Annotated in this window: 21 protein-coding genes; 7 read left to right on the top strand and 14 right to left on the bottom strand. The window is 69.7% G+C overall.

What is annotated here, in order from left to right:
- The 5 genes from FRAEUI1C_RS20350 to FRAEUI1C_RS20330 are packed head-to-tail and all read right to left on the bottom strand — an operon-like array spanning window position 1 to window position 4,055.
- Window positions 1-864 carry an SDR family NAD(P)-dependent oxidoreductase gene (locus tag FRAEUI1C_RS20350; RefSeq protein ID WP_013425220.1) on the bottom strand — a complete coding sequence of 288 codons (864 nt, stop codon included), beginning with the start codon at window positions 862-864 and terminating at the stop codon, window positions 1-3.
- Entirely contained in the window at window positions 861-1,718 is an 858-nt protein-coding gene (locus FRAEUI1C_RS20345; protein WP_013425219.1) for an alpha/beta fold hydrolase, read from the bottom strand. Before FRAEUI1C_RS20345 ends, FRAEUI1C_RS20350 begins: the two co-directional genes overlap by 4 nt.
- Window positions 1,719-1,729: 11 nt before the next feature.
- On the bottom strand, window positions 1,730-2,305 hold the full coding sequence (locus FRAEUI1C_RS20340; protein ID WP_013425218.1) for a 3-phenylpropionate/cinnamic acid dioxygenase subunit beta: 576 nt from the start codon (window positions 2,303-2,305) through the stop codon (window positions 1,730-1,732).
- A gap of 59 nt (window positions 2,306-2,364) precedes the next feature.
- Window positions 2,365-2,700: a Rieske (2Fe-2S) protein gene (locus FRAEUI1C_RS20335; RefSeq protein ID WP_013425217.1), complete on the bottom strand. Its 336-nt coding sequence runs from the start codon at window positions 2,698-2,700 to the stop codon at window positions 2,365-2,367.
- Window positions 2,697-4,055, bottom strand: a complete 1,359-nt coding sequence (locus FRAEUI1C_RS20330; RefSeq protein WP_013425216.1) for an aromatic ring-hydroxylating dioxygenase subunit alpha — start codon at window positions 4,053-4,055, stop codon at window positions 2,697-2,699. Before FRAEUI1C_RS20330 ends, FRAEUI1C_RS20335 begins: the two co-directional genes overlap by 4 nt.
- Window positions 4,056-4,339: 284 nt before the next feature.
- On the opposite strand from FRAEUI1C_RS20330, the gene FRAEUI1C_RS20325 reads away from it, so the two are divergent.
- The 3 genes from FRAEUI1C_RS20325 to FRAEUI1C_RS20315 all read left to right on the top strand — a co-directional run bounded on the left by FRAEUI1C_RS20325 (window position 4,340) and on the right by FRAEUI1C_RS20315 (window position 7,828).
- A complete protein-coding gene (locus tag FRAEUI1C_RS20325) occupies window positions 4,340-5,839 on the top strand; it encodes a CocE/NonD family hydrolase (protein WP_095522671.1) in 1,500 nt (499 codons plus the stop codon).
- A 64-nt stretch (window positions 5,840-5,903) separates the two neighbouring features.
- Window positions 5,904-6,893, top strand: coding sequence for a zinc-binding dehydrogenase (locus FRAEUI1C_RS20320; protein ID WP_013425214.1), 990 nt, complete (start codon window positions 5,904-5,906; stop codon window positions 6,891-6,893).
- Window positions 6,890-7,828: a 3-carboxyethylcatechol 2,3-dioxygenase gene (locus tag FRAEUI1C_RS20315; protein WP_013425213.1), complete on the top strand. Its 939-nt coding sequence runs from the start codon at window positions 6,890-6,892 to the stop codon at window positions 7,826-7,828. Before FRAEUI1C_RS20320 ends, FRAEUI1C_RS20315 begins: the two co-directional genes overlap by 4 nt.
- Before the next feature lie 62 nt (window positions 7,829-7,890).
- Here FRAEUI1C_RS20315 and FRAEUI1C_RS20310 read toward each other — a convergent pair whose 3' ends face one another.
- Entirely contained in the window at window positions 7,891-8,706 is an 816-nt protein-coding gene (locus tag FRAEUI1C_RS20310) for an IclR family transcriptional regulator (RefSeq protein WP_013425212.1), read from the bottom strand.
- A gap of 124 nt (window positions 8,707-8,830) precedes the next feature.
- Between FRAEUI1C_RS20310 and FRAEUI1C_RS20305 the strand changes: the two genes are divergently transcribed.
- Window positions 8,831-9,424: a helix-turn-helix domain-containing protein gene (locus FRAEUI1C_RS20305; protein ID WP_013425211.1), complete on the top strand. Its 594-nt coding sequence runs from the start codon at window positions 8,831-8,833 to the stop codon at window positions 9,422-9,424.
- 38 nt (window positions 9,425-9,462) lie between these two features.
- On the opposite strand, the gene FRAEUI1C_RS20300 is transcribed toward FRAEUI1C_RS20305, so the two are convergent.
- Together FRAEUI1C_RS20300 and FRAEUI1C_RS20295 are read right to left on the bottom strand one after the other, a co-directional pair.
- Complete coding sequence (locus FRAEUI1C_RS20300; RefSeq protein WP_013425210.1) at window positions 9,463-10,029, bottom strand: VOC family protein; 567 nt, start codon at window positions 10,027-10,029, stop codon at window positions 9,463-9,465.
- Window positions 10,030-10,090: 61 nt separating this feature from the next.
- Window positions 10,091-10,864, bottom strand: a complete 774-nt coding sequence (locus FRAEUI1C_RS20295; protein ID WP_013425209.1) for an SDR family NAD(P)-dependent oxidoreductase — start codon at window positions 10,862-10,864, stop codon at window positions 10,091-10,093.
- 283 nt (window positions 10,865-11,147) lie between these two features.
- On the opposite strand from FRAEUI1C_RS20295, the gene FRAEUI1C_RS20290 reads away from it, so the two are divergent.
- Complete coding sequence (locus tag FRAEUI1C_RS20290) at window positions 11,148-11,750, top strand: TetR/AcrR family transcriptional regulator (RefSeq protein WP_013425208.1); 603 nt, start codon at window positions 11,148-11,150, stop codon at window positions 11,748-11,750.
- Window positions 11,751-11,804: 54 nt separating this feature from the next.
- Here the strand turns inward: FRAEUI1C_RS20290 and FRAEUI1C_RS20285 are convergent, their stop codons facing one another.
- The 4 genes from FRAEUI1C_RS20285 to FRAEUI1C_RS20270 form a co-directional block, all read right to left on the bottom strand.
- Window positions 11,805-12,686 (bottom strand): hypothetical protein, encoded by an 882-nt coding sequence (locus tag FRAEUI1C_RS20285; RefSeq protein WP_041259555.1) that lies wholly within the window; start codon window positions 12,684-12,686, stop codon window positions 11,805-11,807.
- A gap of 134 nt (window positions 12,687-12,820) precedes the next feature.
- Entirely contained in the window at window positions 12,821-13,552 is a 732-nt protein-coding gene (locus FRAEUI1C_RS20280; RefSeq protein ID WP_013425206.1) for an SGNH/GDSL hydrolase family protein, read from the bottom strand.
- 94 nt (window positions 13,553-13,646) lie between these two features.
- Entirely contained in the window at window positions 13,647-15,221 is a 1,575-nt protein-coding gene (locus FRAEUI1C_RS36535; protein WP_013425205.1) for a sensor histidine kinase, read from the bottom strand.
- 7 nt (window positions 15,222-15,228) lie between these two features.
- The gene (locus FRAEUI1C_RS20270) at window positions 15,229-15,912 is read right to left on the bottom strand and encodes a response regulator transcription factor (RefSeq protein WP_041259553.1); all 684 of its coding nucleotides are present in this window, start codon (window positions 15,910-15,912) and stop codon (window positions 15,229-15,231) included.
- A gap of 283 nt (window positions 15,913-16,195) precedes the next feature.
- On the opposite strand from FRAEUI1C_RS20270, the gene FRAEUI1C_RS20265 reads away from it, so the two are divergent.
- Complete coding sequence (locus tag FRAEUI1C_RS20265; protein ID WP_013425203.1) at window positions 16,196-17,230, top strand: NAD(P)H-dependent amine dehydrogenase family protein; 1,035 nt, start codon at window positions 16,196-16,198, stop codon at window positions 17,228-17,230.
- Between the two features lie 17 nt (window positions 17,231-17,247).
- On the opposite strand, the gene FRAEUI1C_RS20260 is transcribed toward FRAEUI1C_RS20265, so the two are convergent.
- Together FRAEUI1C_RS20260 and FRAEUI1C_RS20255 are read right to left on the bottom strand one after the other, a co-directional pair.
- Window positions 17,248-18,531, bottom strand: a complete 1,284-nt coding sequence (locus FRAEUI1C_RS20260; RefSeq protein WP_013425202.1) for an ABC transporter substrate-binding protein — start codon at window positions 18,529-18,531, stop codon at window positions 17,248-17,250.
- A gap of 430 nt (window positions 18,532-18,961) precedes the next feature.
- Window positions 18,962-19,603 carry a TetR/AcrR family transcriptional regulator gene (locus FRAEUI1C_RS20255; RefSeq protein ID WP_013425201.1) on the bottom strand — a complete coding sequence of 214 codons (642 nt, stop codon included), beginning with the start codon at window positions 19,601-19,603 and terminating at the stop codon, window positions 18,962-18,964.
- A gap of 385 nt (window positions 19,604-19,988) precedes the next feature.
- Between FRAEUI1C_RS20255 and FRAEUI1C_RS20250 the strand changes: the two genes are divergently transcribed.
- Window positions 19,989-21,755 carry a CocE/NonD family hydrolase gene (locus FRAEUI1C_RS20250; protein WP_013425200.1) on the top strand — a complete coding sequence of 589 codons (1,767 nt, stop codon included), beginning with the start codon at window positions 19,989-19,991 and terminating at the stop codon, window positions 21,753-21,755.
- Window positions 21,756-21,761 lie beyond the last annotated feature (6 nt).

The raw sequence follows: 21,761 nt of genomic DNA, 5'->3' as shown, positions 1-21,761 counted from the left end.
TCAGAGGTGGTCGCCGCCGGCCGGCGTGGCGAAGCCACGCACGCCTATGCCGCCATCTACGGAGATCGCCTGGCCGGTCATGGGACCGCTCTGTTCCCGGGAGGCGAGCAGTACGTAGGCGGCGGTGAAGTCGCGCGGGTCCGTGCTGGAGTCGTGCAGTGGAATCGAGGGGGGTGGAGCGTTCGGACCCTTCTTCGCGAAGGAGGCCGCGATCGAGCGCTCCCGCATCGACAGTGCCTCGGGCCCGCGCAGGTCGGTGTTCATGCCCCCGCAGGCGACGCCGTTGACCCGGACCTTGGGCGCGAGCTCGTAGGCGAGCTCGCGCATCAGCCCGAGGCAGGCGTGTTTGCTGGCCGTGTAGATGGGGCCGCCGCCGTTGACGTAGAAGGAGGCGTTCGACAGCGTCATCACGACGCTGCCGCGGGACCGGACCAGTTCGCGCCAGGCCGCCTCGACCGCGAGGAGGTAGCCCTTGACGTTGACGGCGAAGACCTCGTCGAACGTCGCGGCGAGATCCTCGCCGGACAGCCGGGTGAGCTGGCGCTGGTAGTCCCAGATACCGGCGTTCGGAACGAGGGTGTCGAGCTTGCCGAACCTCGAGACGGTGTCGTCGACCGCCTGGTGCAGCTGCGCGCTGTCGCGGGTGTCCGCCTCGACGGCGTGCATCCGGGACGGGTCCGGTGCTGCTTTGACGGCCTCGGTGAGCTGGTCGGCGTCGCGGCCGAGAATGGTGACGGACGCGCCTTCGGCGACGAACCGGTGCGCGACGGCGCGACCGATTCCCGAGCCGCCGCCGGTCACGAGCGCGACGTAGCCTTCCAGCCAGCCGGCCGGATGTCCGCCGCTCTGCTCCGCGTCGGTCATGCCAGCGCCGCGAGGAAGTCGGTCACGAGGCGGTCGAAGTCGCGTTGGCGTTCGATCTGGACCCAGTGGCCGCAGTTGCCGAAGACGTGCAGCTGGACATCGCGGATCTGCTTGAGCATGAGCTGGGCGCCATCGAGGGTGATGGTGCGGTCGTCGCGTCCCCACAGCAGCAGCGTCGGCGCCTTGATCTTGTGGAGGTCTCGCCACAGCGGGTCCATGCCGTTCCGCTGGGCGAACGAGGCGTTGTAGCGGTGGTAGAACTCGATGTGGCTCTCGTCGAGGGACGCCTCGTACCTCGCCAGCACGGCGTCGTCGCCGAACTGCCTGTGGTCGAAGACCATGGTGCGGATGAAGTTCGCCATCTTCCGGGGCGACGGTCCGCCGCCGTTGTAGTAGCGGAACATCTCCTTCTGGCCCTCGGTCGGAGTCGGCCCGAACGGCAGCCAGCCACCGCCGGGCGCCATCAGCACGAGGCCGGCCACGCGGTCCGGCCGGGTCTGGGCCATCGCGATCGCCGCGGCGCCGCCGAGGCTGTTGCCCAGCAGGTGGAACCGCTCGACGCCCAGGGCGTCGAGGGTCTGGAACAGCGCGTCGACGGCGATCTCGGTGACGGAGCGGGCCCGCAGGTCGGCCTCCGTCGGCCGGTAGCTGCCGCCGAAGCCCGGCTGGTCGGGCAGCAGCACCCGGAAGCCGGCCGCCAGCGCCGCGAGGTTCTGGTGGAAGTTGGCGACCCCGGAGGCGCCAGGGCCGCCGCCGTGCAACATCACCAGAACCGGGCCCTCACCCACGTCGGCGACCGCGATCTCGCCGAGCGAGGTGTTCACCACGTGCTGTTTCAGGGAAACGTCAGTCACGCCCGGGTCCTTTAGAAGAAGGTCGAGATGTTCTTTGCCTGCAGGACGTTCTGGTCCAGCAGGATGACGCGGCGCGCCACGCGCAGCGCCCCGCCGCCGCGCCGCAGGATGTCGGTGCGGCGGCCGGCGAACACGTTCTCCTCGCGTTCCAGCCTGTTGCGGTAGACGAGAAACGCCGCGCGCACGGCGAGGTCGTTCTCGGTGAATCCGGGATGGTCGGCCGGGTCGACGTGGTGCGCCACGACGTTGGTCACCAGGTGGCGGGTGCGCGATGGCGGGTCCTCCGCCCAGGCGGTGCCGGAGTCGAACCGGCGGATCCGCCAGGCCAGGCTCTGCTTGGTCTCGTCGTAGAACGCGGCCTCGCCGCGGGCCGCCACCGACAGCGCCTGCTGGCGGCGAAGCCGGTTGGTGCGGGTCGGCATCCAGTAGTCCAGGTCGTCGTCGAGCAGGTCGAGCCACTCGGTGTACCGGCCCTCGTCGAGTAGTTCGGCCTCCTCGTAGTAGAACTGCTCGACCTCGAAATGAAGGTCACGGTCCGCGCGTCTTCCCGCGAGGGCCACCGGGACCGCGTCCGTGCTGATGCTCACGGTGTCCTTTCCTTTCCGCGCGCGGCCGCGCGGCCGCGCGTCGAGCAGCGCGCGGCGAACTACGGTGTCTCGTTCGGGAACAGGTAGACGCCGCCGTCACGGATCTCGACCCGGTGCGGGCACACGCCCCTGGTCGCCGGCAGTCCCTGGACCTCGCCGTCCTTGAGGCAGAACCTGCTCGAGTGCAACGGGCACTCGACGAAACCGCCTTCGACCCAGCCGTCGGCGAGCGCGGCGTCCTCGTGCGTACAGGTGTTGTCGAGCGCCCACACCGTGCCGTCGTCGTCGCGCAGCAGGGCGATGTCGTCCGCGGTCCCGGTGAGCTCCCTGGCGATGGCGACTCCTTCGCCCTTGGGAATGTCGTCGAGCGAGGCGACGCGGATGCCTTCGGTCATCGTGTCGGCTCCTGTTCGTGCCAGGCCGGAGTGTTCATCAGCTCGCGCCAGTGGGCGTAGAAACCGCGGCCGGCCGCGTCGCTGTAGAGCTCGCTGGTCCGGCCTGGATACGTGCCGTCGTGACGTTCCGAGCCCAGGCCCATCTGGTAGTTGAGCGGGACCTGGTTGGTGATGAAGCCGTGCGAGATCGCCTGCACCTCGCTCCAGTTCTCGCCGTCGTCCTGCTCGAAGATGCCGCTGGGCCCGAAGGTGCGCAGGTTGTACAGGCGCTGGGCCTCACGAACCTCCGGCGGCATGGACCGGTCGACCAGCGTCCAGGCCCAGACCTCCATCCGGTCAGGTCCTTTCGGATGCCACACCCGGATAGAGCCGTTCACGGGAAGGTAGGAGAAGTTCGGGAAGACCGTCGCGTGGCCGTTGGTCAGTGGTCCCTCGACGCGGGCATCGCCCAGCCGTGCGCGCAGCGCGGCGTAGTCCGTCCAGTCGTGCACCGCCCGCTCGTCGAAGCGGTTCTTGGGGTGCACCGGGAAACCAGCGCCGTGGCCGTTGTCTCCGACGTACTGCCGGCCGGTCCGGTGCACGATCTCGTCGCGCGGTCTGCGCCCCTCGGGTGTCAACAGCATGAGCGCGGAGGCGTGGCTCATGTTCACGTGGTACCAGTCCGTGGCGAACTGCTCGGCGGCGAGTTTCCAGTTGCCGTCGAGCGTCCATTTGTGGACGCCGCCGACCACGACGGTGCCGTCCGGGTCGTGGTCGAGCATCGCGTCGAGGTACCAGGCCATGTCACCCAGGTACTCCGTGAGCGGCACGGGCTCGGGGTTCCAGGTCCCGAAGATCAGACCGCGGTAGCTGGCGACCTGCGGCACCTCCACCAGGCCCCAGTCCCCGGTCCGAAAGGAGCCCGGGTAGCCATCCCGGTTCGGGACGCTCACCAGCTCGCCGGCCAGGTCGTAGGACCAGCCGTGATAGGTGCACGTGAAGTTCCTCGTCGCGCCGGAGTCGGCCCGGCACACCCGCGCACCCCGATGCCGGCACGAGTTGAGGTACGCCCGCACGGTCCGGCCGCGGTCCATCGTGACGATGACCGGGTCCTCGCCCATGTAGGTGGTGAAGAAGTCACCCGGCTTGTGGAACTGGTCGGTGTGGGCCAGGAAGAGCCAACTCGGGGCGAACACCCGGCGCAGTTCCTGCCGGTAGAGCGACCCGTCGGTGAAGACCGCTCGGTCCAGCAGGCCGCCCTCGGCGTCGACGAGCCCCGAGACATCAAGGTCACGGGCCAGCTCGGCGGGCCGGCGCAGCGCCCCACGGGGTGTCGCGGTGACCCGGTCCGCGGCGGGTCCGGCGGTGGCGGTCATGGCATGAGGGAAGCTCGCGGCGCCGCCACGTTCCACTTGGTGTTCCGCCCACCGGCACGACGGGTACGACCCGGCCGGCTGCCACGCCACGGTGACCGCATGCTCAACCTCGCCGAACACGCAGTGGGTGCGAGACCAACGGAGGGCCCGGTCCGGTGACATCAGTTGCTGAGGTTCCATCACAGGCACGAGCGCGGCTTACGATCGCCGATCGGCTCCAGGCGCGATTCGCGGGTCTTCGAGCGCCGACAACCCATTTCTCGGTCGAGGCCGCGCGTATTCCGATGCGCGACGGGGTCCGTCTTGCCGCGGACGTCTACCAGCCGGTCTCCGCGCCTCTCGGGACGCTGCTCATGCGAGGCCCGTACGGGCGTGGTGTGGCCTACTCGACGCTGGCCCGGCAACTCGCTGCCCGCGGCTATCAGGTCGTGTTCGTCAGCAGCCGTGGCACGTTTGACTCGGAGGGCTACTTCGACGCGATGCGGGTCGAGGCGGCGGACGGCCAGGACGTCGTGGTCTGGATGCGCGCCCAACCGTGGTACACGGGGACGTTCGGCACCGTCGGCGTGTCCTATCTGGGGTTCACCGAATGGGCGCTTTTCGCCGATCCCCCTCGGGACCTGAAAGCGGCCGCGGTTTTCGTCGGCCCGCACGACTTCGCCGAGCATTCACTGAGCACGGGCACCTACAATCTCGACATCATCGGCTGGGCTCACATCATCAGCCGGCAGGAGACGTCGAACATGCTCTCGGTCATTGTCGACGGCGTGCGGGGCACCCCGCGGGTGCGTCAGGTGATGGCGGCGACCTCGATCCTGGAAGCGGTCGACGCGGAGTTCCAAGGCCGTGTCCCCTGGCTGCGGGAGTGGCTGACCCATCCGGATCTGGCCGATCCGCACTGGGGTCCCGCGCGCTTCGGTTCGGCCCTGGAGACGGTGGACGTTCCGGTACTGATCGTCAGCGGCTGGATGGACATCTTCACGCGGCAGAGTCACGAGCAGTACCGCCGGCTGAGCGCCCGCGGCGTCGATGTCGCGTTGACCGTCGGACCTTGGACGCACGGGGGCTCCGCCCTCGCCAGGGCTCCCTTCAAGGAGATCCTGGACTGGCTCGACGCCAAGGTGGGCGGTCTGCCGGTAACGCCGCGCCCAGCCCCGGTGCACCTTCATGTCACCGGTGCGGGGGAGTGGCGTCACCTCGACACGTGGCCGCCGAAGTCCAGCACGCGCACACTTCGCCCGCACGCCGACGGCCGCCTCGACGAGACACAGGCGGACGGCGGCGAGGAGATGACCTTCACCTACGATCCCGCTGACCCGACGCCGACTCTCGGCGGCGCGACGTTCACCAAGGGTGGATATGTCAAGGACGGCGCGCTCGCGAGGCGGAATGATGTGCTGGCCTTCACCACCGAACCCCTCGACGTCGACCTGGAGGTGATGGGAACTCCGGTTGTCACCCTTGACGACCGGACCGAGCACCCCGACGCCGACCTTTGTGTCCGCATCAGTGACGTCGACTCGCGGGGCACGTCGCGAAACGTCGCCGACGGATACCTACGCGTCCGCGACGCCACCGGTCCGATCCGCCTGGACCTGTCTCCGGTCGCCCACCGGTTCAAGGCCGGCCATCGCATCCGACTCCTTGTCGCCGGTGGCTCCTTCCCGCGGTATGCCCGCAACCCCGGCACCGGCGAGAACCCGATGACGGCCAGGACGCGACTCACCAATCGACACACGATCGCACTCGCGACCTCCCGGCTGGACCTGCCCGTGCCCTCCTGACCGATGTTCCGCACCACGGCACAAGGGCTATGGCGCGGCCTGGCCGTCGCGCGACGGTGACAGCATGCGCGCCGCATTCGCCGACTCCCAGAGCGACACCGACCCGCTCTCCGGCCTGGTCCTCCGTGAAGTCCCGAAGCCGAGCCCCCGACCCGGGTGGTCGACGGTACGTGTCGTGGCGTCGTCGCTGAACATGCACGACCTGTGGACGTTGCGCGGTGTCGGCCACCCGCCGGAGCGGATCCCGATCATTCTGGGCTGCGACGCGGCGGGCTACGACGAGGCAGGCAACGAGGTGATCATCCATCCGGTGATCGCCGACCCGGATGCCGGCCACGGCGACGAGACGCTGGACCCGAACCGGGCGCTGCTGTCCGAACAGCACAACGGCGCGTTCGCCGAGTACCTGAGCGTCCCGACCCGCAACGTCGTGCCCAAGCCGGCCTGGCTGTCGTTCGAGCAGGCCGCCTGCCTGCCGGTCGCCTGGACCACCGCGTACCGGATGCTGTTCACCCAGGCCGTCATCCGGCCGGGCGACCGCGTGCTCGTTCAGGGCGCGGGCGGCGGCGTCGCCTCCGCGGCGATCAGCCTCGCCGCGGCCGCCGGTGCCGTCGTGTATGCCACCAGCCGCAGCGAGCGGAAGCGCGCCGAGGCCCTCACCTGGGGAGCCCGCGCGGTGCTGCCCACGGGCGAGCGGCTGCCGGAACGGGTCGACGTGGTGATCGAGACCGTCGGGGAGGCGACCTGGTCGCACTCACTGCGCTCGCTTCGTCCGGGAGGCACGCTGGTGATCGCCGGCGCGACCAGCGGGACGAACCCGCCCGCCGAGCTGAGCCGGATCTTCTACCTCCAGCAGCGCATCCTGGGCTCCACGGGGGGCACCCGCGGCGAGCTCCTCGGCCTGCTGCGCCTGCTCGAGGCGACTGGCGTCCGTCCCGTCATCGACCGGACCCTGCCGCTTGAGGAGATCCATAAAGGATTCCAGCTCATGATCGACGGAGAGCTGACCGGGAAGGTCGTCATCACTCTGCCCGACCCGAAGGATCTGTCGTGACCGCCGCGGCCGTCGGGCTGTCCCACTCGCCGCTCATCGGCAAGGTGGACCCGGCACCAGACACGGTCCAGCGCGTCGACCAGGCCGTCGCTCGTGCCCGGGCCTTCGTTCGAGGCTTCGGCCCCGAGCTCGTCGTGCTGTTCGCGCCCGACCATTACAACGGCTTCTTCTACAAGGAGATGCCGCCGTTCTGCCTGGCGACCGCCGCCCACGCGATCGGCGACTTCGGCTCCGGTGAAGGGCCGCTGTCCGTCGACGGGAGGTCCGCCAGATCGCTTGCCGAGGGAGTGCTCGACCGAGGCGTCGATCTCACGATCTCGGCCCGGATGACCGTCGACCACGGCTTCGCTCAGCCGTTGGACGTTCTTTTCGGCGGCATCGACCGCGTTCCTGTCGTCCCGGTCTTCATCAACGGCGTGGCGACCCCGCTCGGCCCGGTCCGCCGCATCCGTGCCTTGGGTGCCGCGATCGGCGCGGCCGCCGCCGACCTCGACAAGCGGGTACTGTTCGTCGCCTCGGGCGGTCTGTCGCACGACCCGCCGGTGCCCGTGCTCGACGGCGCGCCGCCGCGGGTCGCCGACGCGCTCATCGACGGCGCCGCGCCGACGGCGGAGCAGCGGGCCAGGAGCGAGCAGCGGGTGGTGCAGGCCGGCCGGGACTACGCGGCCGGGACCTCGACTAGGCTCCCGATCAACCCGGCCTGGGACAACCACCTGCTCGACCTGATCGAGGTTGGTGACCTCGCGACCGTCGATTCCTGGACGGTCGACTGGATGGCTGCCGAGGGCGGCGGCTCGGCCCACGAGGTCCGGACCTGGATCGCGGCCTTCGCCGCGCTCGCGGCCACCGGCCCGTACACACTGGAGTCACGGTTCTACGAACCGGTTCCCGCCTGGATCGCTGGATTCGCGGTCGCCACGGCGCAGGGCCGCTGACGACCTCGCCAGCGCGCCGGTCGACCTGCCGCTGGTAGACGGCCAGTCCCGCGCTCGCGTGCTCAGGAAGCGGCCATCCGCGCCAGCGCGCCGGGGGAGCGGGGCGGACCCTGTGCGGCGACGAGGGCCCGGCCGGCCGCGTAGCAGATCCGTCGCAGGGCCGCGGCGTGCTGCCGCGGGTCGAACCGGCCTGTCGCGCCTGCCACCGAGACCGCGGCCACCGGCCGGCCGGCCGGACCGAACACAGGAGCGGCGACACAGGTAAGCCCGAGGAGCGCCTCTTCGTGGTCGAAGGCGATGCCATCTCGCTGGACCTCGCACAGATGCCGTTCGAGGAGGTTCCGGTCGGTGATGGTGTGAGCCGTCAGGCCGGCGAGGCTCCGTGCGGCCACGGCGTCGATCGCCTGCGCGTCGTAGGCGAGCAGCGACTTGCCGACCGCCGTGCAGTGGGCGGGCACCCGGCCGCCGATCCGCGACGGTGACCGGACTGGGCGATGTCCGTACAGCTTGTTGATGTAGAGCACGTCGAGGCCGTCCAGCACCGCGAGATGAACGGTCTCATGGGTTAACTCGTAAAGGTCCGCAAGAAACGGCGTCAGGACCGTGCACAGCCATTCATGCCGGGGATCGTCGGCGTGCCCGCCTAATTCGCCAAGTGCGGGACTTAGGCGATAGTTGCTACCAACCCGTTCGATGACGCCGTTGCGCAGTAGGACGCCGAGAAGGCGGAACGCGGTCGACTTGGTCAGGCCGGTGCGTCGGCCGAGTTCCGTGACGCCCAACCCCGCCGGGGACTCACCTCCGAGTGCGGCGAGCAGGCTCAGCGCCTTGTCGACGGCGGTCCGCTCCGCCGCCTCGGGGGCGCTCGCACCGGCCATGATGCCTCCCGCCGCAACGCGTGTGATGTGTCGACTTTCGCTGGATCACAATCCTTGACGACCACCCCACTGTCTGTCAAGATTGACGAATCGTCAATTAAAGTTGACACCTGAGGGAGGCGTGATGAGTGACGCCAACAAGCTGGTCGCCCGCAACGTGCGACGTTTCCGGGAGGAACGAAAGCTGTCGCTGGGAGAGCTCGCGCGCAGGTCCGGGCTGTCGAAGCAGACGCTGTCCAAGATCGAACAGGGCACCGGTAACCCGACGATCGACTCCATCGAAGCGATCGCCGACGCCCTGCACCTGACCATGCGGCGCCTGGTCACCGAATGGGGCTCGCCCCTCTACGTCCAGCGTGCCCAGGGCGCGGCCTGGGACGGCCAGCACGACGACTGGTCGGTCCGAATGATGGACCAGGTATACGGCTCGGGCTACGTGCGCACGCTGATCGTGCGGCTCGGCAGGTCCGACGCCGAACCGCAGGTCAAGGGAACGTTCGGAACCGGCTCGCCGGGCACGCTGCACCACGTCTACGTGATCGAGGGCGAGGTCCGAGCCGGCCCCCGAGGCGACACCGTCACCCTCGGCCCCGGGGACTTCGTGCGCTTCCCCGGTGACCCGGGCCATGGAGTCGAATGTCTGAGCCCTACGGCGACCCTTCATGTCGTGACCACCGTCCCGCAGGTGCCGCAGTTTCCCGAAGCCATCGAGATCTAGCCCGCGCGATCTTCGTCTTCGGGCGCCGCGGACGTCTGTCAGGTGAGGCGGACCTGGTCGCGGCTGTCCCGCCAGGGCTTGGTGGCCCAGTAGAGGTCGTCGGGGTCCTCGATGAGTTCGAGGTAGACGCCGAGCTCGGTGTAGGTGTCGATGAAGGAGACCTTCACGGTGCCGAAGCGTCCGGACATCGTCTCGGTGAATCCGAAGTCCGCCGCCGCGGCGACGGACTCGGCGAGGTTCGTGACGAGGTAGCCGTAGTGGTGCGGCCCTGGCCCGCGTTCGGTGAGGAACTCGTGCTGGATGGTGGTGCCCGTGAGCGGCTGCATGAGCTCGACCTGCATGTTGCCCGTGCGGGCGTAGCCGAGGGCGAGCCCGCCGGCGACGCGTTCGCCGCGCAGGGTCCATTTCTGTTCCATGCGGAACTCGGCGAACTCGCCGCAGCCGAGCGTGTCCTGCATGGCCTTCTTGGCCGCGTCGAGGTCGGCCACCACCCACGCCGTCTGGAAGAAGCTGGGCCCGATGCGGCCCAACAGACCGCCAAGGTCCTTGGCCGCGCCGGCCCGCTCCTGGCCGGGTGTCGCGGCCGGCTCGTGGTCCGATGTCATCGCATGCTCCTCTTTCGCGGCCCGGGCCGCGTCACGGATTTCCTGGCCGGCAGTCGGGCGGTCAGCCGATGGTCCGGCCGCCGTTGACGCCGACGACCTGGCCGGTGATGAAGCTGGCCTCGTCCCGCACGAGGTAGGCACACGCGGCCGCGATGTCCTCGGGCCGGCCGACCCTGCGCACCGGAGTCGTCTTCACGTGTGTCTCGACGCCCTGGCCGAGGAAGCCCGCGGCCTGGCTGGTCTGCAGGGTCGGCGTGTCGACGAAGCTCGGTGGGATCGCGTTCACCGTGATGCCCTTGGGCCCGAGTTCCTTGGCCAGGGACATCGTGAGGCCGATGACGCCGGCCTTGGTCGCGGCGTAGTGGGTCTGCAGCGCGTTCCCGGTCTGGCCGGCGGAGGACGCGATGTTCACGATGCGGCCCCAGCGGGCCGCGATCATGCCGGGGGCGACGGCCTGGCAGCAGTCGAACGTGCCGCGCAGGTTCACCGCGAACACCCGGTCGTAATCGTCGCGGGTGATGTCGAGGAACCGTTTGAACGGTGAGATCCCCGCGTTGTTCACCAGGATGGTCGCCGGCCCGAACAGGGCGTCGACCTCGGCCACCGCCGCGTCGATCCGGGCCCGGTCGGCGACGTCGACGGCCAGCCCGACGGCCCGGCCGCCGGCCTCCTCGATCGCGGCGGCGGTGGCCTTCGCGGTGTCGCCGTCGAGATCCCAGACGGCGACGGCCGCGCCCTCGGCGGCCAGCCGACTGCTGATGGCCGCGCCGATGCCACGGCCACCGCCGGTCACGATCGCGGTTCTGGGCTCGGCCCATGCCGGAAACGAACTCATGCTGAACGACCGTACAGGACGTGTGGTGCGGCAGCAACGGTACGGATGATCAACGGATCTGCGCTTTCCTGAATCAAGGTTCCACGGGTGTCGCGCGGCTCGGGCCCCGCGGCGCTGGGTACGGTCGACAGATGTCCATGGGTCGCGCCGCCGCCGTCGTGGCAGGGCGGACCGTCCGCTGGCCCGGTCTTGAGGGGTCGGTCGCGCGGTCGTCGGGCGTCGCCCGTCAAATTAAACGCCAGTTCAGCACGGGTGGCTTCACGGCGTCAAGGAGAATCGAAACATGACCGCACCGCGCCGTACCGGCACCGAGAGCTCGACGACCCGCGCGTTCCTGCTGGACATCACCGAGCGCATCATGCGCGAGGAGGGCTACGCCGGTGTGAGCTCACGCAGTGTCGCCAAGCGAGCCGGTGTCACCCCCGCGCTGATCCACTACTACTTCCCGACGTTGGACGATCTGTTCCTGGCCCTGTTCCGGCGGGGTGCCGAGCGCAACCTCGAACGGCACGAGCGCGTGCTGTCCTCGCCGCAGCCGCTGCGTGAGCTGTGGGAGCTGATGACCGAGCCCACCCGCTCCGCGCTGCTGACGGAGTTCATGGCGCTGGCGAACCACCGCAAGAGCATCCGTGACGAGATCGCCGAGTACTCGAAGCGGTCCCGGCGTCAGCAGACCGAACTGCTCGCGAGCGGGATGGCGCAGTACGGTCCCGGCCTCGCCGAGATCCCGGCACCGGCGCTGATCTTCCTTATGGGCGCGGTCAGCCGTGCGTTCGTCGCGGAGGACGCCCTCGGCATCTCCGACGGCCACGCCGAGGTGCGGGCCCTCGTGGAGCGGCTGCTCGCGCAGGCCGCTCCCGCCGAGCCGGCCGTCGAGAAGCCCTGAAACATCGCGTTCAACGGCCGATGCGACCGGGTGATGGCTCCGAGCCGGCCCGGGCTATGCCCAGTTCTTGGCTTGGATCTTCCAGGGCTGCTGGTCGCAGAGACCGCAGGCGGGCCCGACGAACCTGGCCTTCGCTGCCGCGTTCTTGTAGTCCACGGCATCGATCCAGCTCGCGGCGACGCCGGCCATCTCGTTGAGGTGCGCCGGGGCCAGCTGCTGGCCGTGCCCGACATCGCCGTACTGCGCGAGCACGGCGGGGATCGTTGAGGGGACGCGGTTGTAGTCGTCCACCGCGTTCGGATAGGCGATGTCCGAGGGGCCACCGTCGATCCAGGCGATGGGGGCGTGCAGCTTGGTGAGCGCCTCCTTTCCGACGATCAGCTGGCCGTTCGGGAAGCTTCCGCTGCTCCAGAGAATCGTCGAGCTGATTCTCGGGTCGGCACTCACGTCCAGAGCTTCCAACCCGCCGCAGGAGAGTCCCTGCGCGGAGATCGCGTGCGTGTCGAGCTTGCCCTGGTAGGGCGACCCCGGACGGGCGTTCTCCGCCGTCGCCCACGTCACGGCGTCGAGGAGCCACGACGCCTGGGACGCTCCCTTACCGTCGGCGTCGCCGCTGGCAACAGCCAGGATCCCGTAGCTGGCGAGACGCTGGAGGAACATCTTCACCTGCGTTCCGTTGGCCTGGCAGCCGCCGTTGCCCCACACGACGATCGGCAGGAGATCCTTGACCGCGCCCAGATCCGCTGGCTGGTAGACGGTGTGCTGCGCGAGCGTCGTGCTGGGCGCGACGATGCCGTCGTATCGAACGTCGAGTGGCGCGCGGCTGGCGCTGGGCCGGGGTGTCGCCTGCGGGCCCCCGGAGCTCGTGCCGCTGGATCCGCCGCATCCGACAGCCAGTGTGACCACAGCGGAAACGGCGACCGCGAGAAGCGTCACCTTAGGAACTCTTGTCACTGATCTCCTCAACCTTGTGCCGGACACTGCGTCACCCGCGACTGCGGGGACGCCGGGCTGGAACGCTTACCTGACGGCGGGTGGCCGCGATTCACGCGGCTGCCATCGGGCGCTGCCTATTCACGTGCCGGGAGCAATCCGTCGAGCGAGAGACCAAGGGAGACCGCGATCGCGAGTCCGAACCGTTCGGCGCCGGGGCTGTAGACCGGGCAGTCGACCAGGTTCGCCGTCGGAACCGGCGGCGTGTCGGGGTCCGGGCAGAAATGGGTGCCGTCTGGCGCGCGAACCGTGACGGTGCCAGCCGTGTTACAGGGCTCGGGCGCGGAGCAGGGCAGGGTCGCTGACCACTGGCCGTCGACGGTGACGGCGAAGCCGGCGTAGCTGACCTGGGTGCCGGGGTTGGCTGCCGCGACATCGCGGTAGACGCGACCCAGATCAGTGAGGCCGTCGGAGTCGACCGGCTGGCCTCGTCTCGGGGGTGAGACGACGAGCCGGACCTGCACACCGGCGGCGCGCAGCAGTGCGACCGCGGTGCTCGCATCCTCGCGGTAGGCGGTGAGCGGGTCGCGCCCTCGCATGCAGGGGGTGAAACCGTTCCCGGAGAAGGACAGCACAGCGACAGTCGGGTGCCAGTCGCGGATCTGGGTGCGCATGTCGGCGACGTAGTCGCAGATCGCGGTGCCGGGCCAGGTGCGGTCGAGAACCTCATCGCCGTCGAGAGTCGCGACGTGGGTGAACGGTCCGCGTGCTTCCCACGCGAGCGAGTCGCCCCACAGGACGATGCGCCCATGCCCGGTCGCCGCGGCCCGCGTGGGCCGCGGGCGCTGGATGTGCTGCCCGAGAGCCATCATGCTCCCGGCGCCGAGCAGCAGGCCGGCGGCCAGGGCGACCGGGATCCACCCGCGAGGGGCGCCACGACGGCCAGCCAGGTACCTGGACCGCTCAGGAGCCGGCGTCTCTGGGGACAGGGCGCCTGTCCCCAGGTGGGACGGGGGCGACTCGTGACGCGGAGACGGCGCGTCCTGGGGATTGTTCGGCATCCCCGGTAGCCTTGCCGCCCAACCTTGCGGCCTCTTGAACGCCAGTTGCGGGTTTGCTGGATGGGCCCGCCGCGGGCAGGACGGCCCGGACGAGCGTGCCGAGGTCCGGTGAGGACTCGATGGTGACCGATCCGCCGTGGGCGGTGACGATCGCCGCGACAATCGGCAGGCCGAGACCCGAACCGGGACGGACGCGGCTCGCGTCGGCTCGCCAGAAGCGGTCAAACGCCCGTTCGGCATCCTGGGCTGTCATGCCCGGGCCGGTGTCACGCACTTCGAGAACCGCTCTACCGCCAGCATCATCTACGGCCACGCTCAGCGCCACCGACGCGGTCGGTGGCGTATGGATGAGCGCGTTCTGGCACAGGTTGGAAACGACCTGGCGTAGCCCCGACTCGTCGCCGAGGACAATGGCCGAGTCCTTCGCGTCGCAGGTGAGGTCGCGGGACGGATGCAGCAATGAGGCATCGAAGGCAACATCCCGCACCAGGGCGGCGAGGTCGATCTCTCCGCGTCGCACCGGCTTACGTTCGTCCAGTCGTGCCAGTAGCAGCAGGTTCTCGACGAGATCCGCCATGCGCCGGCTCTCCTGGCCGATCCGCCGCATCATCTCGTCAAGGTCGGCACCGTTCAGCGGGGATCCCTGGCTCCAGATCTCAGCCAGCCCCTGAATCACCGAGACAGGGGTGCGCAACTCGTGCGAGGCATCGCCAACGAACCGGCGCAGCCGGTCCTGGCTCGCCTGCTCCTCATCCAACATGATGTTGAAGGCCCGCGCGAGATGGCTGGCTTCGGAGCGGGGCGATCCTCGCACGTCCACCCGGCGGGACCTCTTCCCCGCGGAGATCGCGTCGGCGACCCGGGTCACCCGGGTGATCGGCCGCAAGCCGAGCCGTTCCACCCAATAGCCAGCGGCGAACATCACGATCAGCACCAGCATGCCCGCCCCCGACGCCACGAGACGCACCCGCCCGGTTGTCGCCTCCACCCGCGACAACGACTGGGCCAGCAGAACACCCTCGCCGCCGGTACCCGCGACGAGCACGGCCCGCCACCGGCCCGCACCCGAGAACGAGGACACGGTCGCCGGGCGCAGGGCGGTCAGGACGCGTGGTGCGCCAGCGGGCGCCCGCGGGGCCTGGCCCGGGTCGACGCTCGGCGCGAGAAGCACCCTACGGCGGTCACCTGACACCACGGCGACGTAGAAGTCGTTCAAACGGGCTTGGACGGCGACACCGCCCGAAGCGGGGATGTCCGGGCCGGCCGGAGCGCCAGAGGCACTCGCGAGATCGGAGAGGCCGCGCCCCGGCCCCGCGTTGCCCAACGAGTAGAGCACCACTGGTGCCGACCCGGTGAGCTGCCGATCGATCTGGGCGACCTGGACTGCCCACACCGACCGGATCAGCAGATACCCGGCCAACCCGAGAACGCCCAGCAGCAGCACTCCGGTCACCCCGAGGCGCAGCCTCAGCGTCACGTTGATTTCATTCCTCGCTGAGGCGGTAGCCAACGCCCCGGACGGTGTGGATAAGCGTCGGCGGGGCCGTGTCGACCTTCTTCCGCAGGGAGGAGATAAACGTCTCCACGACCGTCGACTCACCATCGAAGCCGTAGTCCCACACGTGGTCGAGGATCTGCGCACGGCTTACCGCCCGGCCCGCGTTGCGTAACAGGAATCGCAGAAGCTTGTACTCAGTGGGTGACAGCGCGATGGTGCGGCCCCCGACGGTCACGCGGCGGGCATCCTCGTCGAGGCGCAGGGCACCGCAGGTCAACGCGGAGGCCTCCGTCAGCACCCCGCGGCGCCGCAGGATGACCCTGATCCGCGCCACCAGTTCCTCAACGCTGAACGGTTTGGCCAGGTAGTCATCCGCGCCCGCGGACAGGCCCCGCAACCGGTCGTCGAGGTTGCCCCGAGCGGACAGGAACAGGACCGGCACGTCCGAGCCGCAGGCCTGCAGCCTGTGGCAGACCTCGAACCCGTCGAGGTCGGGCAACATCACGTCCATCACGACAAGACTTGGCGGAGCGTCACCGCCCGCGACGCGCAGCGCCTCACGCCCCGTCGAGACCTCCACCACCTCGAAGGCCGCCAGCCGTAGCGCCGTCGCGACCACATACGAGACGTTCACGTCGTCCTCGACGACCATGACCGCGGGAGATGACATCCGCCCATTCTGGCCCGCGGGCCGGCTCACCCGCCATGCCCCCCGGACCGGAGGACCGGTCACGATCGCACCTCACGCGACTCGCGTGTATTGGTACTAAGCGATCGTTCAAAAGATCGCGGCTCCTGGAGACCGTCGGTGACCGGCTGTGCGCCGCGGACGGTCGTGGTGGGCCGTCCGAAGTGCTTAACGCTCGCTCAGCATCCTGGTACGGTACCGCGGTCGGGGGATGCGGTCGGTCCCGGTCCGCACAATTCCGCTGGTACAGAAAGGCGAATCAGCCATGGCTCTTCGGGTGGCGCAGTGGACGATGGGTGGCGTGGCGCGCGCCGCGGTGCGGGGGGTGGTCGCGCATCCCGAGCTGGAGCTGGTGGGCTGCTACGTCTGGAGCGCGGCCAAGGCCGGTCAGGACGTCGGCGAGCTGGTCGGCTTACCCCCGCTCGGCATCACCACGACCAACGACGTCGACGAGATCGTGGCGCTGCGGCCGGACGTCGTCGCCTACATGCCGCTGGTCTGGAACGTCGACGAGCTGGTCCGGCTGCTGGAGGCTGGCATCAACGTCGTCTCGACGGCCAACTTCATCACCGGGCATTCGTACGGCGAGCCGGACCGGCTCCGGCTCGACGAGGCGGCGAAGAAGGGCGGCGTGTCGCTCTACGGGAGCGGCATCAACCCGGGGCTCGCGAGCGCGGTGGCGCTCACCGCGGCGGCGGCCTGCCGGGAGATCGAACGGATCTCGATCTTCGAGCAGTCCGACGCGACCTCCTACGAGTCGGCCGAGACCTGGCGGTCCCTCGGCTTCGGGTCGCCGCCGGACACTCCCGGGCTGGTCGAGACCGCGCGGGAACGCCAGCTGGTCTTCCGCGACGTCGTCGAGGTCATGGCCGAGACCCTGCGGGTGCGGCTCGACGAGGTGCGCTACACCGCCGAGTTCGGCGTCGCGACGAAGGACCTGCACCTGGGCTACATGGACATCCCGAAGGGCGCCGTCTGTGGCCTGAACGGGACCTGGGAGGGAATCGTCGCCGGCAGGCCGCTGATCGCGGTGGGCCTGCTGTGGCGGCTCGGGCAGGCCATGGAACCGGACTGGGAGATCAACGAGGGCTACCAGATCGAGGTGCGCGGCATTCCCAACGTCCGGCTCCGGTACGAGCTGGACTATCCGTCGAACGCCCTCGACAAGGACGCGAACACCGCGAACCCCGCGGTGAACGCGATCCCCGCCGTGGTGGCCGCCCGCCCCGGCATCGTCACCATGGCCGACCTTCCTCTGGTCACCGCGGGCTCGGTTCGGGCTGCCGTTGCCGCCGGTTGACGGTTCTGGTCCGGGGTCTAGCCCTTGGTCGGTGGCGCTTCGAGAGTCTCGCCGCACCAGAATCCGTCCGGTCGGTTGCCGGGCACGACCGTGAAGGCCGTTCCGGCCGGGTTGACCTTGAGGAAGTCGAAGCACGGCGGCGGCGCGGCGGGCTGCGAGAGATCCGTAGGCGCGAACAGGCCGCCGCCGGTGAAGTCGTGCACCTGGCGCAGGTTCCTGATGAACGCGGGCCGGGTCGGGCAGGTGCCGGCGAGCTTGAGGCCCTGGATCATCTCGTCGGTGGCGACATAGGAGCCGAGCGCGATCTCGTCGTCCGGGTCGGCGAGTTCCGGCGCGTAGTCGGCCATGGCCTTCTGATAGGTCTGCATGGCGGGCGCGGGCTGTTCGAAGGGCACGTAGTCGACCATGACCGACATCCCGGCGATGGCGCTGCCGTGCGTCCGCAGCAGGCTCGGGCTGTAGCCGGCGCTGCTGAGCGCGACGTTGAGCTTGAGGCCGGCCTGACGCGCGGCCGCGTAGATGTCGATGAAGCTGTCTATCTGCGCGGCGCCGACGAGGGTGTCCGCCCCGGTCGCGCGCAGCCGTTCGACCACCTGGGCCGGGCTGGAGATGTTCTCGGTGTACGGATAGGTGCTGACGACCTGGATGCCCTGGCTTTGCAGGCTCGGCGTGAACTGGCCCGCGAGGTCCTTGGAGGTCGAGGAGGTCGGGTCGAACAGGACGAGTGCCCTGGTGCCGTTCTGCGATCGGACGTACTTGCCGAAGGTGTCGACGGCGGCGCCCTCGTTGAAGATCGAACCGAAGTGGAACAGGTTGGGGTGCTGGCTCCAGTCGGCGCTGGTCGCGATGCCGGTCACGGGCACCCCGGTCTTCTGCAGCCAGTCCGCGGAGGGAGGTAAACCGATCGAGACGGCGATCAGGCCGAAGACGTTCTGCCGGTCGACGAGGTCGTGGGCCGCGTTGGCGAACCCGGCGGGCTCTGACCTGTCGTCGCGCCATTCGATGACGAGCTTGCGGCCGTTGACCCCGCCGCTGGCGTTCTGCAGCCCGACCCGGGCGTCGACGCCGCTGCGCGCGTCTCGGAATCCGGCGGAGACCGCGCCGCTGTCGGGATAGATCAGGCCGATGGTGATCGAGTCAGCGGTCACACCTGGTGACGCGCAAGGGCCGTTGCTGGTGCCACCGGAAGCGGACGAGCCGGTGGCGCAGCCGGCTAAGGCGGCGGGCAGGCCGACGATGACGGCGGCTATCGCCGTCGCCGCGCGCGGGCGCCTCGGTCGCTTGGTGGTGCGCTTTCTCATCTGTCTGTCTCCTGTCGAAGCCGCCCAGGCCGCGGTCGCCGATCCACCGAGGCGTGGCGCATCGCCGCATGCCCTTTGCGACAGTCCGGGATGCGGTTGGGCGAGGTGGTGGCGCGGGCGGCGGCGTACCGTCGTGTATGAAATCCTGGCAACGGGACATATGCGCCGATGGCGCATACCAGTGCGCCAGAAACCCAACTGTCAGCTGTTTCGAGGGTTCCGAGCACGCCGTCTCGATCTGGCGACGTGCCTGGTCGCAGGCTGCTTCCGACAATGGTTGCGCAACCAAAGAGATAACCAACACAATCGCCTGAACGCGTGTTTAGCATGCGGTCGCCCGCAGGTCAAGGCGGCCCCGCCGCGTCGGCGAGCCTCCGCCTCGGCGTCAAGCGATAGCAGAATCTGCGAGGGGCAAGGAGGTGCTAACGCCTCACGCCGAGAGCCGGGGGACCGGCCGTTGGCGTGGACCCTCGATCTCCCGGAGCTGTCGCTCGACCAAGGCCGCCAGTTCCTGGTGGCCAAGCTCGAGCCCTATCGCGTGCTCGGTGGCAAGCACGTTCGCGACGCCCTGCAACAGGAGCACGACGGCGGCCGCGGGGAACCGGTCCGGGTCGGCCCCGCGACGACGCAGCGCCGTGGAGACGGCGTCGGCCTGCATGGCGCGGAACGCCTGCACGTAGTGAACGACCGCGTCGCGCACCGTCGGCCGATGGTGGGCCAGGGCGACGAACTCGGCGCCGATCGCGGCGTAGTCGTGGGACCTGGTCATGTCCCAGAGCGCCCACAACGGCTGCTCCACGTCGAGCAGCCGTGCCTGCTCGACGAGGGCCTGGTCGACACGCCGGCGGAAGACCTCGACCAGCAGGTCGTCCAGCGTGCCGAAGTAGTAGTAGATGAGGGGGCTCGTGACGGAGGCCCTGGCGGCGATGCGCCGGGTGGTCACCGCGGCGTAGCCCTCCTCGGCCAGAAGCCGCGCGGCGGCTTCGACGATCGCGAGCCGGGAGGCCGAGTCGGCCTGCCCACCCCCCGGCGGCCCACCCCCCGACGGCGCAGCCTGCTTCCTTCGGCTCATCGCTCCCTGGCCTCGTCGCGCACCCCGGTGCCGCCGCACATCCCGGCGCCCCGGCGTTCGGGGGCGTGCCGGCGGGCGAGCGGGTCGGAGTCTAGACGGGCCGGTCGGGGGACCGTCAACGATCGCGGAGCGTAGCGAGGACGCTGCGGTTCTCGTGGGGTGACAACGTCCTGATCGGGTGATAAACATGCGCTGAACGTCCGTAAAGCTCGGGTGCGGGGCATCGGCTAGTCGAGCATGCGCTGCTCCCAGCACGCGCGAGGAATCGAGACCTGGCGGGACGGCGGGCCGCCACTACCGAACGTTCTCCGCGGTATTCGTCGCGCCTGATCCAGCCAGACATCCCACGCGGCCGTCGTCCGGCGGCCGTGAGAGGAGGGGCGAGTTGATCGCCGAAGAGGAACTGATCGTGGACAAGGGCGTCATGGTTCCGATGCGGGACGGCGTGCGCCTTTACACCCAGATCTACCGGCCGCCGGGGGAGGGGCCGTTCCCGGTGCTCGTGAGTCGCACGGCCTACTGGCTTGAGGGCGGTGTCACCGCCGGGCTCGCCGAGTTCGCCAAGCTGATCGCCCGCCAGGGGTATGTGGCCGTGTTCCAGCAGAGCCGTGGCAGGTTCGCCTCCGAGGGCGAGTTCCACCCGGGGCTGTGCGACATCGACGACGGCTACGACGTGGTGGAGTGGGCGGCCGTCCAGCCCTGGTCTACGGGCAAGGTCGGCATGTTCGGCGGGTCGTACCAGGGCATCACGCAGTGGGCGGCCGCGATCGCCCGGCCGCCGCATCTGGTGTGCATCGCGCCGCTGACCTCGACGTGGAACTCCTTCGGCAACGAGATCTGGTACGCCGCGCCGGGTGTCCTCTCCCTGGGCAGCGCGTTCGCGTGGGCGTGGGGCGCTGTGCTCGGTGAGGCCGAGCGGCGGGGTGTCCCGGCGCCGGAGGGCGCGATTCACCACGGCGAGGAGGGCAACGAGCCCGGCGACGTCGCGGAGGCCATCGCGAAGCGAGCCGTGGCGATGATGGAGATGTACGACTACCGGCCGCTGCGTGACATTCCGCAGCTCGAGCTGGTGTCGTGGTGGAAGGACTGGTGCGACCACGGCGACCCCGCCGACCCGTACTGGCTGGCGATCAACGCCTCGGAGCACGCCGTCGACCTCGACCTGCCGGTCTTCCACGCGAGCGGCTGGTACGACCTGTTCCTGAACGGGACGATCGAGGCCTTCCAGACGCTGCACCGCTCGGGGGCGAACCAGCGCGTCCGGGACGGCCAGGAACTGGTCGTCGGCCCGTGGAACCACGGCGGCATGTGCCCGCCGCGCCCGGACGCTCCGGCGAACTCCGGGCCGCATGGGCTGTGGGACCTCTCCGAGGGCTCCGCGTGCATGGAGTTCTTCCGGCGTCACCTGAAGGGCGAGCAGGTGCCGGACGTGGCCCCGGTCCGCCTTTTCGTGATGGGCGAGAACACCTGGCGCGATGAGCAGGAGTGGCCGCTGGCCCGCACGCAGTGGACGCCTTACTACCTGCACAGCGCGGGCGCGGCCAACACGGCCGGCGGCGACGGAGTGCTCTCGACACTGCGTCCCGAAGACCAACCGGCCGACGTGTTCGTCTACGACCCGCGGAACCCGGTCGTCTCCCAGGGCCGGCTGGAGTGCTACGCCCCCGACCACGGCGCCGAGACAGCCCGCAACGAGGCCCGTGACGACGTGCTCGTCTACACGACGCCGCCGCTGGAGCAGGACGTGGAGGTCACCGGTCCGGTGACGCTCGAGCTCTGGGCGTCCTCGTCGGTGTCCGACACGGACTTCACCGCCAAGCTCGTGGACGTCTTCCCGGACGGCACGACCATGCCGCTCGCCGAGGGCGTGGTGCGTACCGGCGTCGCGTTCACGCGGCCACCGGCGCCCGACACCCCGCGCCGTTACCGCCTCGACCTGTGGGCGACGAGCAACGTCTTCAGGACCGGCCACCGGATCCGGCTCGACGTCTCGTCGAGCGCGTTCCCGGAATACGAGCTCAACCCGAACACCGGCCAGCGCATCACCGAGGACACGTCCGGCAAGACGGTGCCCGCGACCCAGCAGGTGCACCACGACGGCCGTCACCCGTCGCGGCTGATCCTGCCGGTCATCCCGCGGCTCGCGCGGTAGGGGAAA

Origin of the sequence: Pseudofrankia inefficax, assembly GCF_000166135.1 — a bacterium.
In the GTDB taxonomy this organism is placed as follows: Bacteria; Actinomycetota; Actinomycetes; order Frankiales; family Frankiaceae; genus Pseudofrankia; species Pseudofrankia inefficax.
This window is presented reverse-complemented; position numbering and strand designations above follow the sequence as displayed.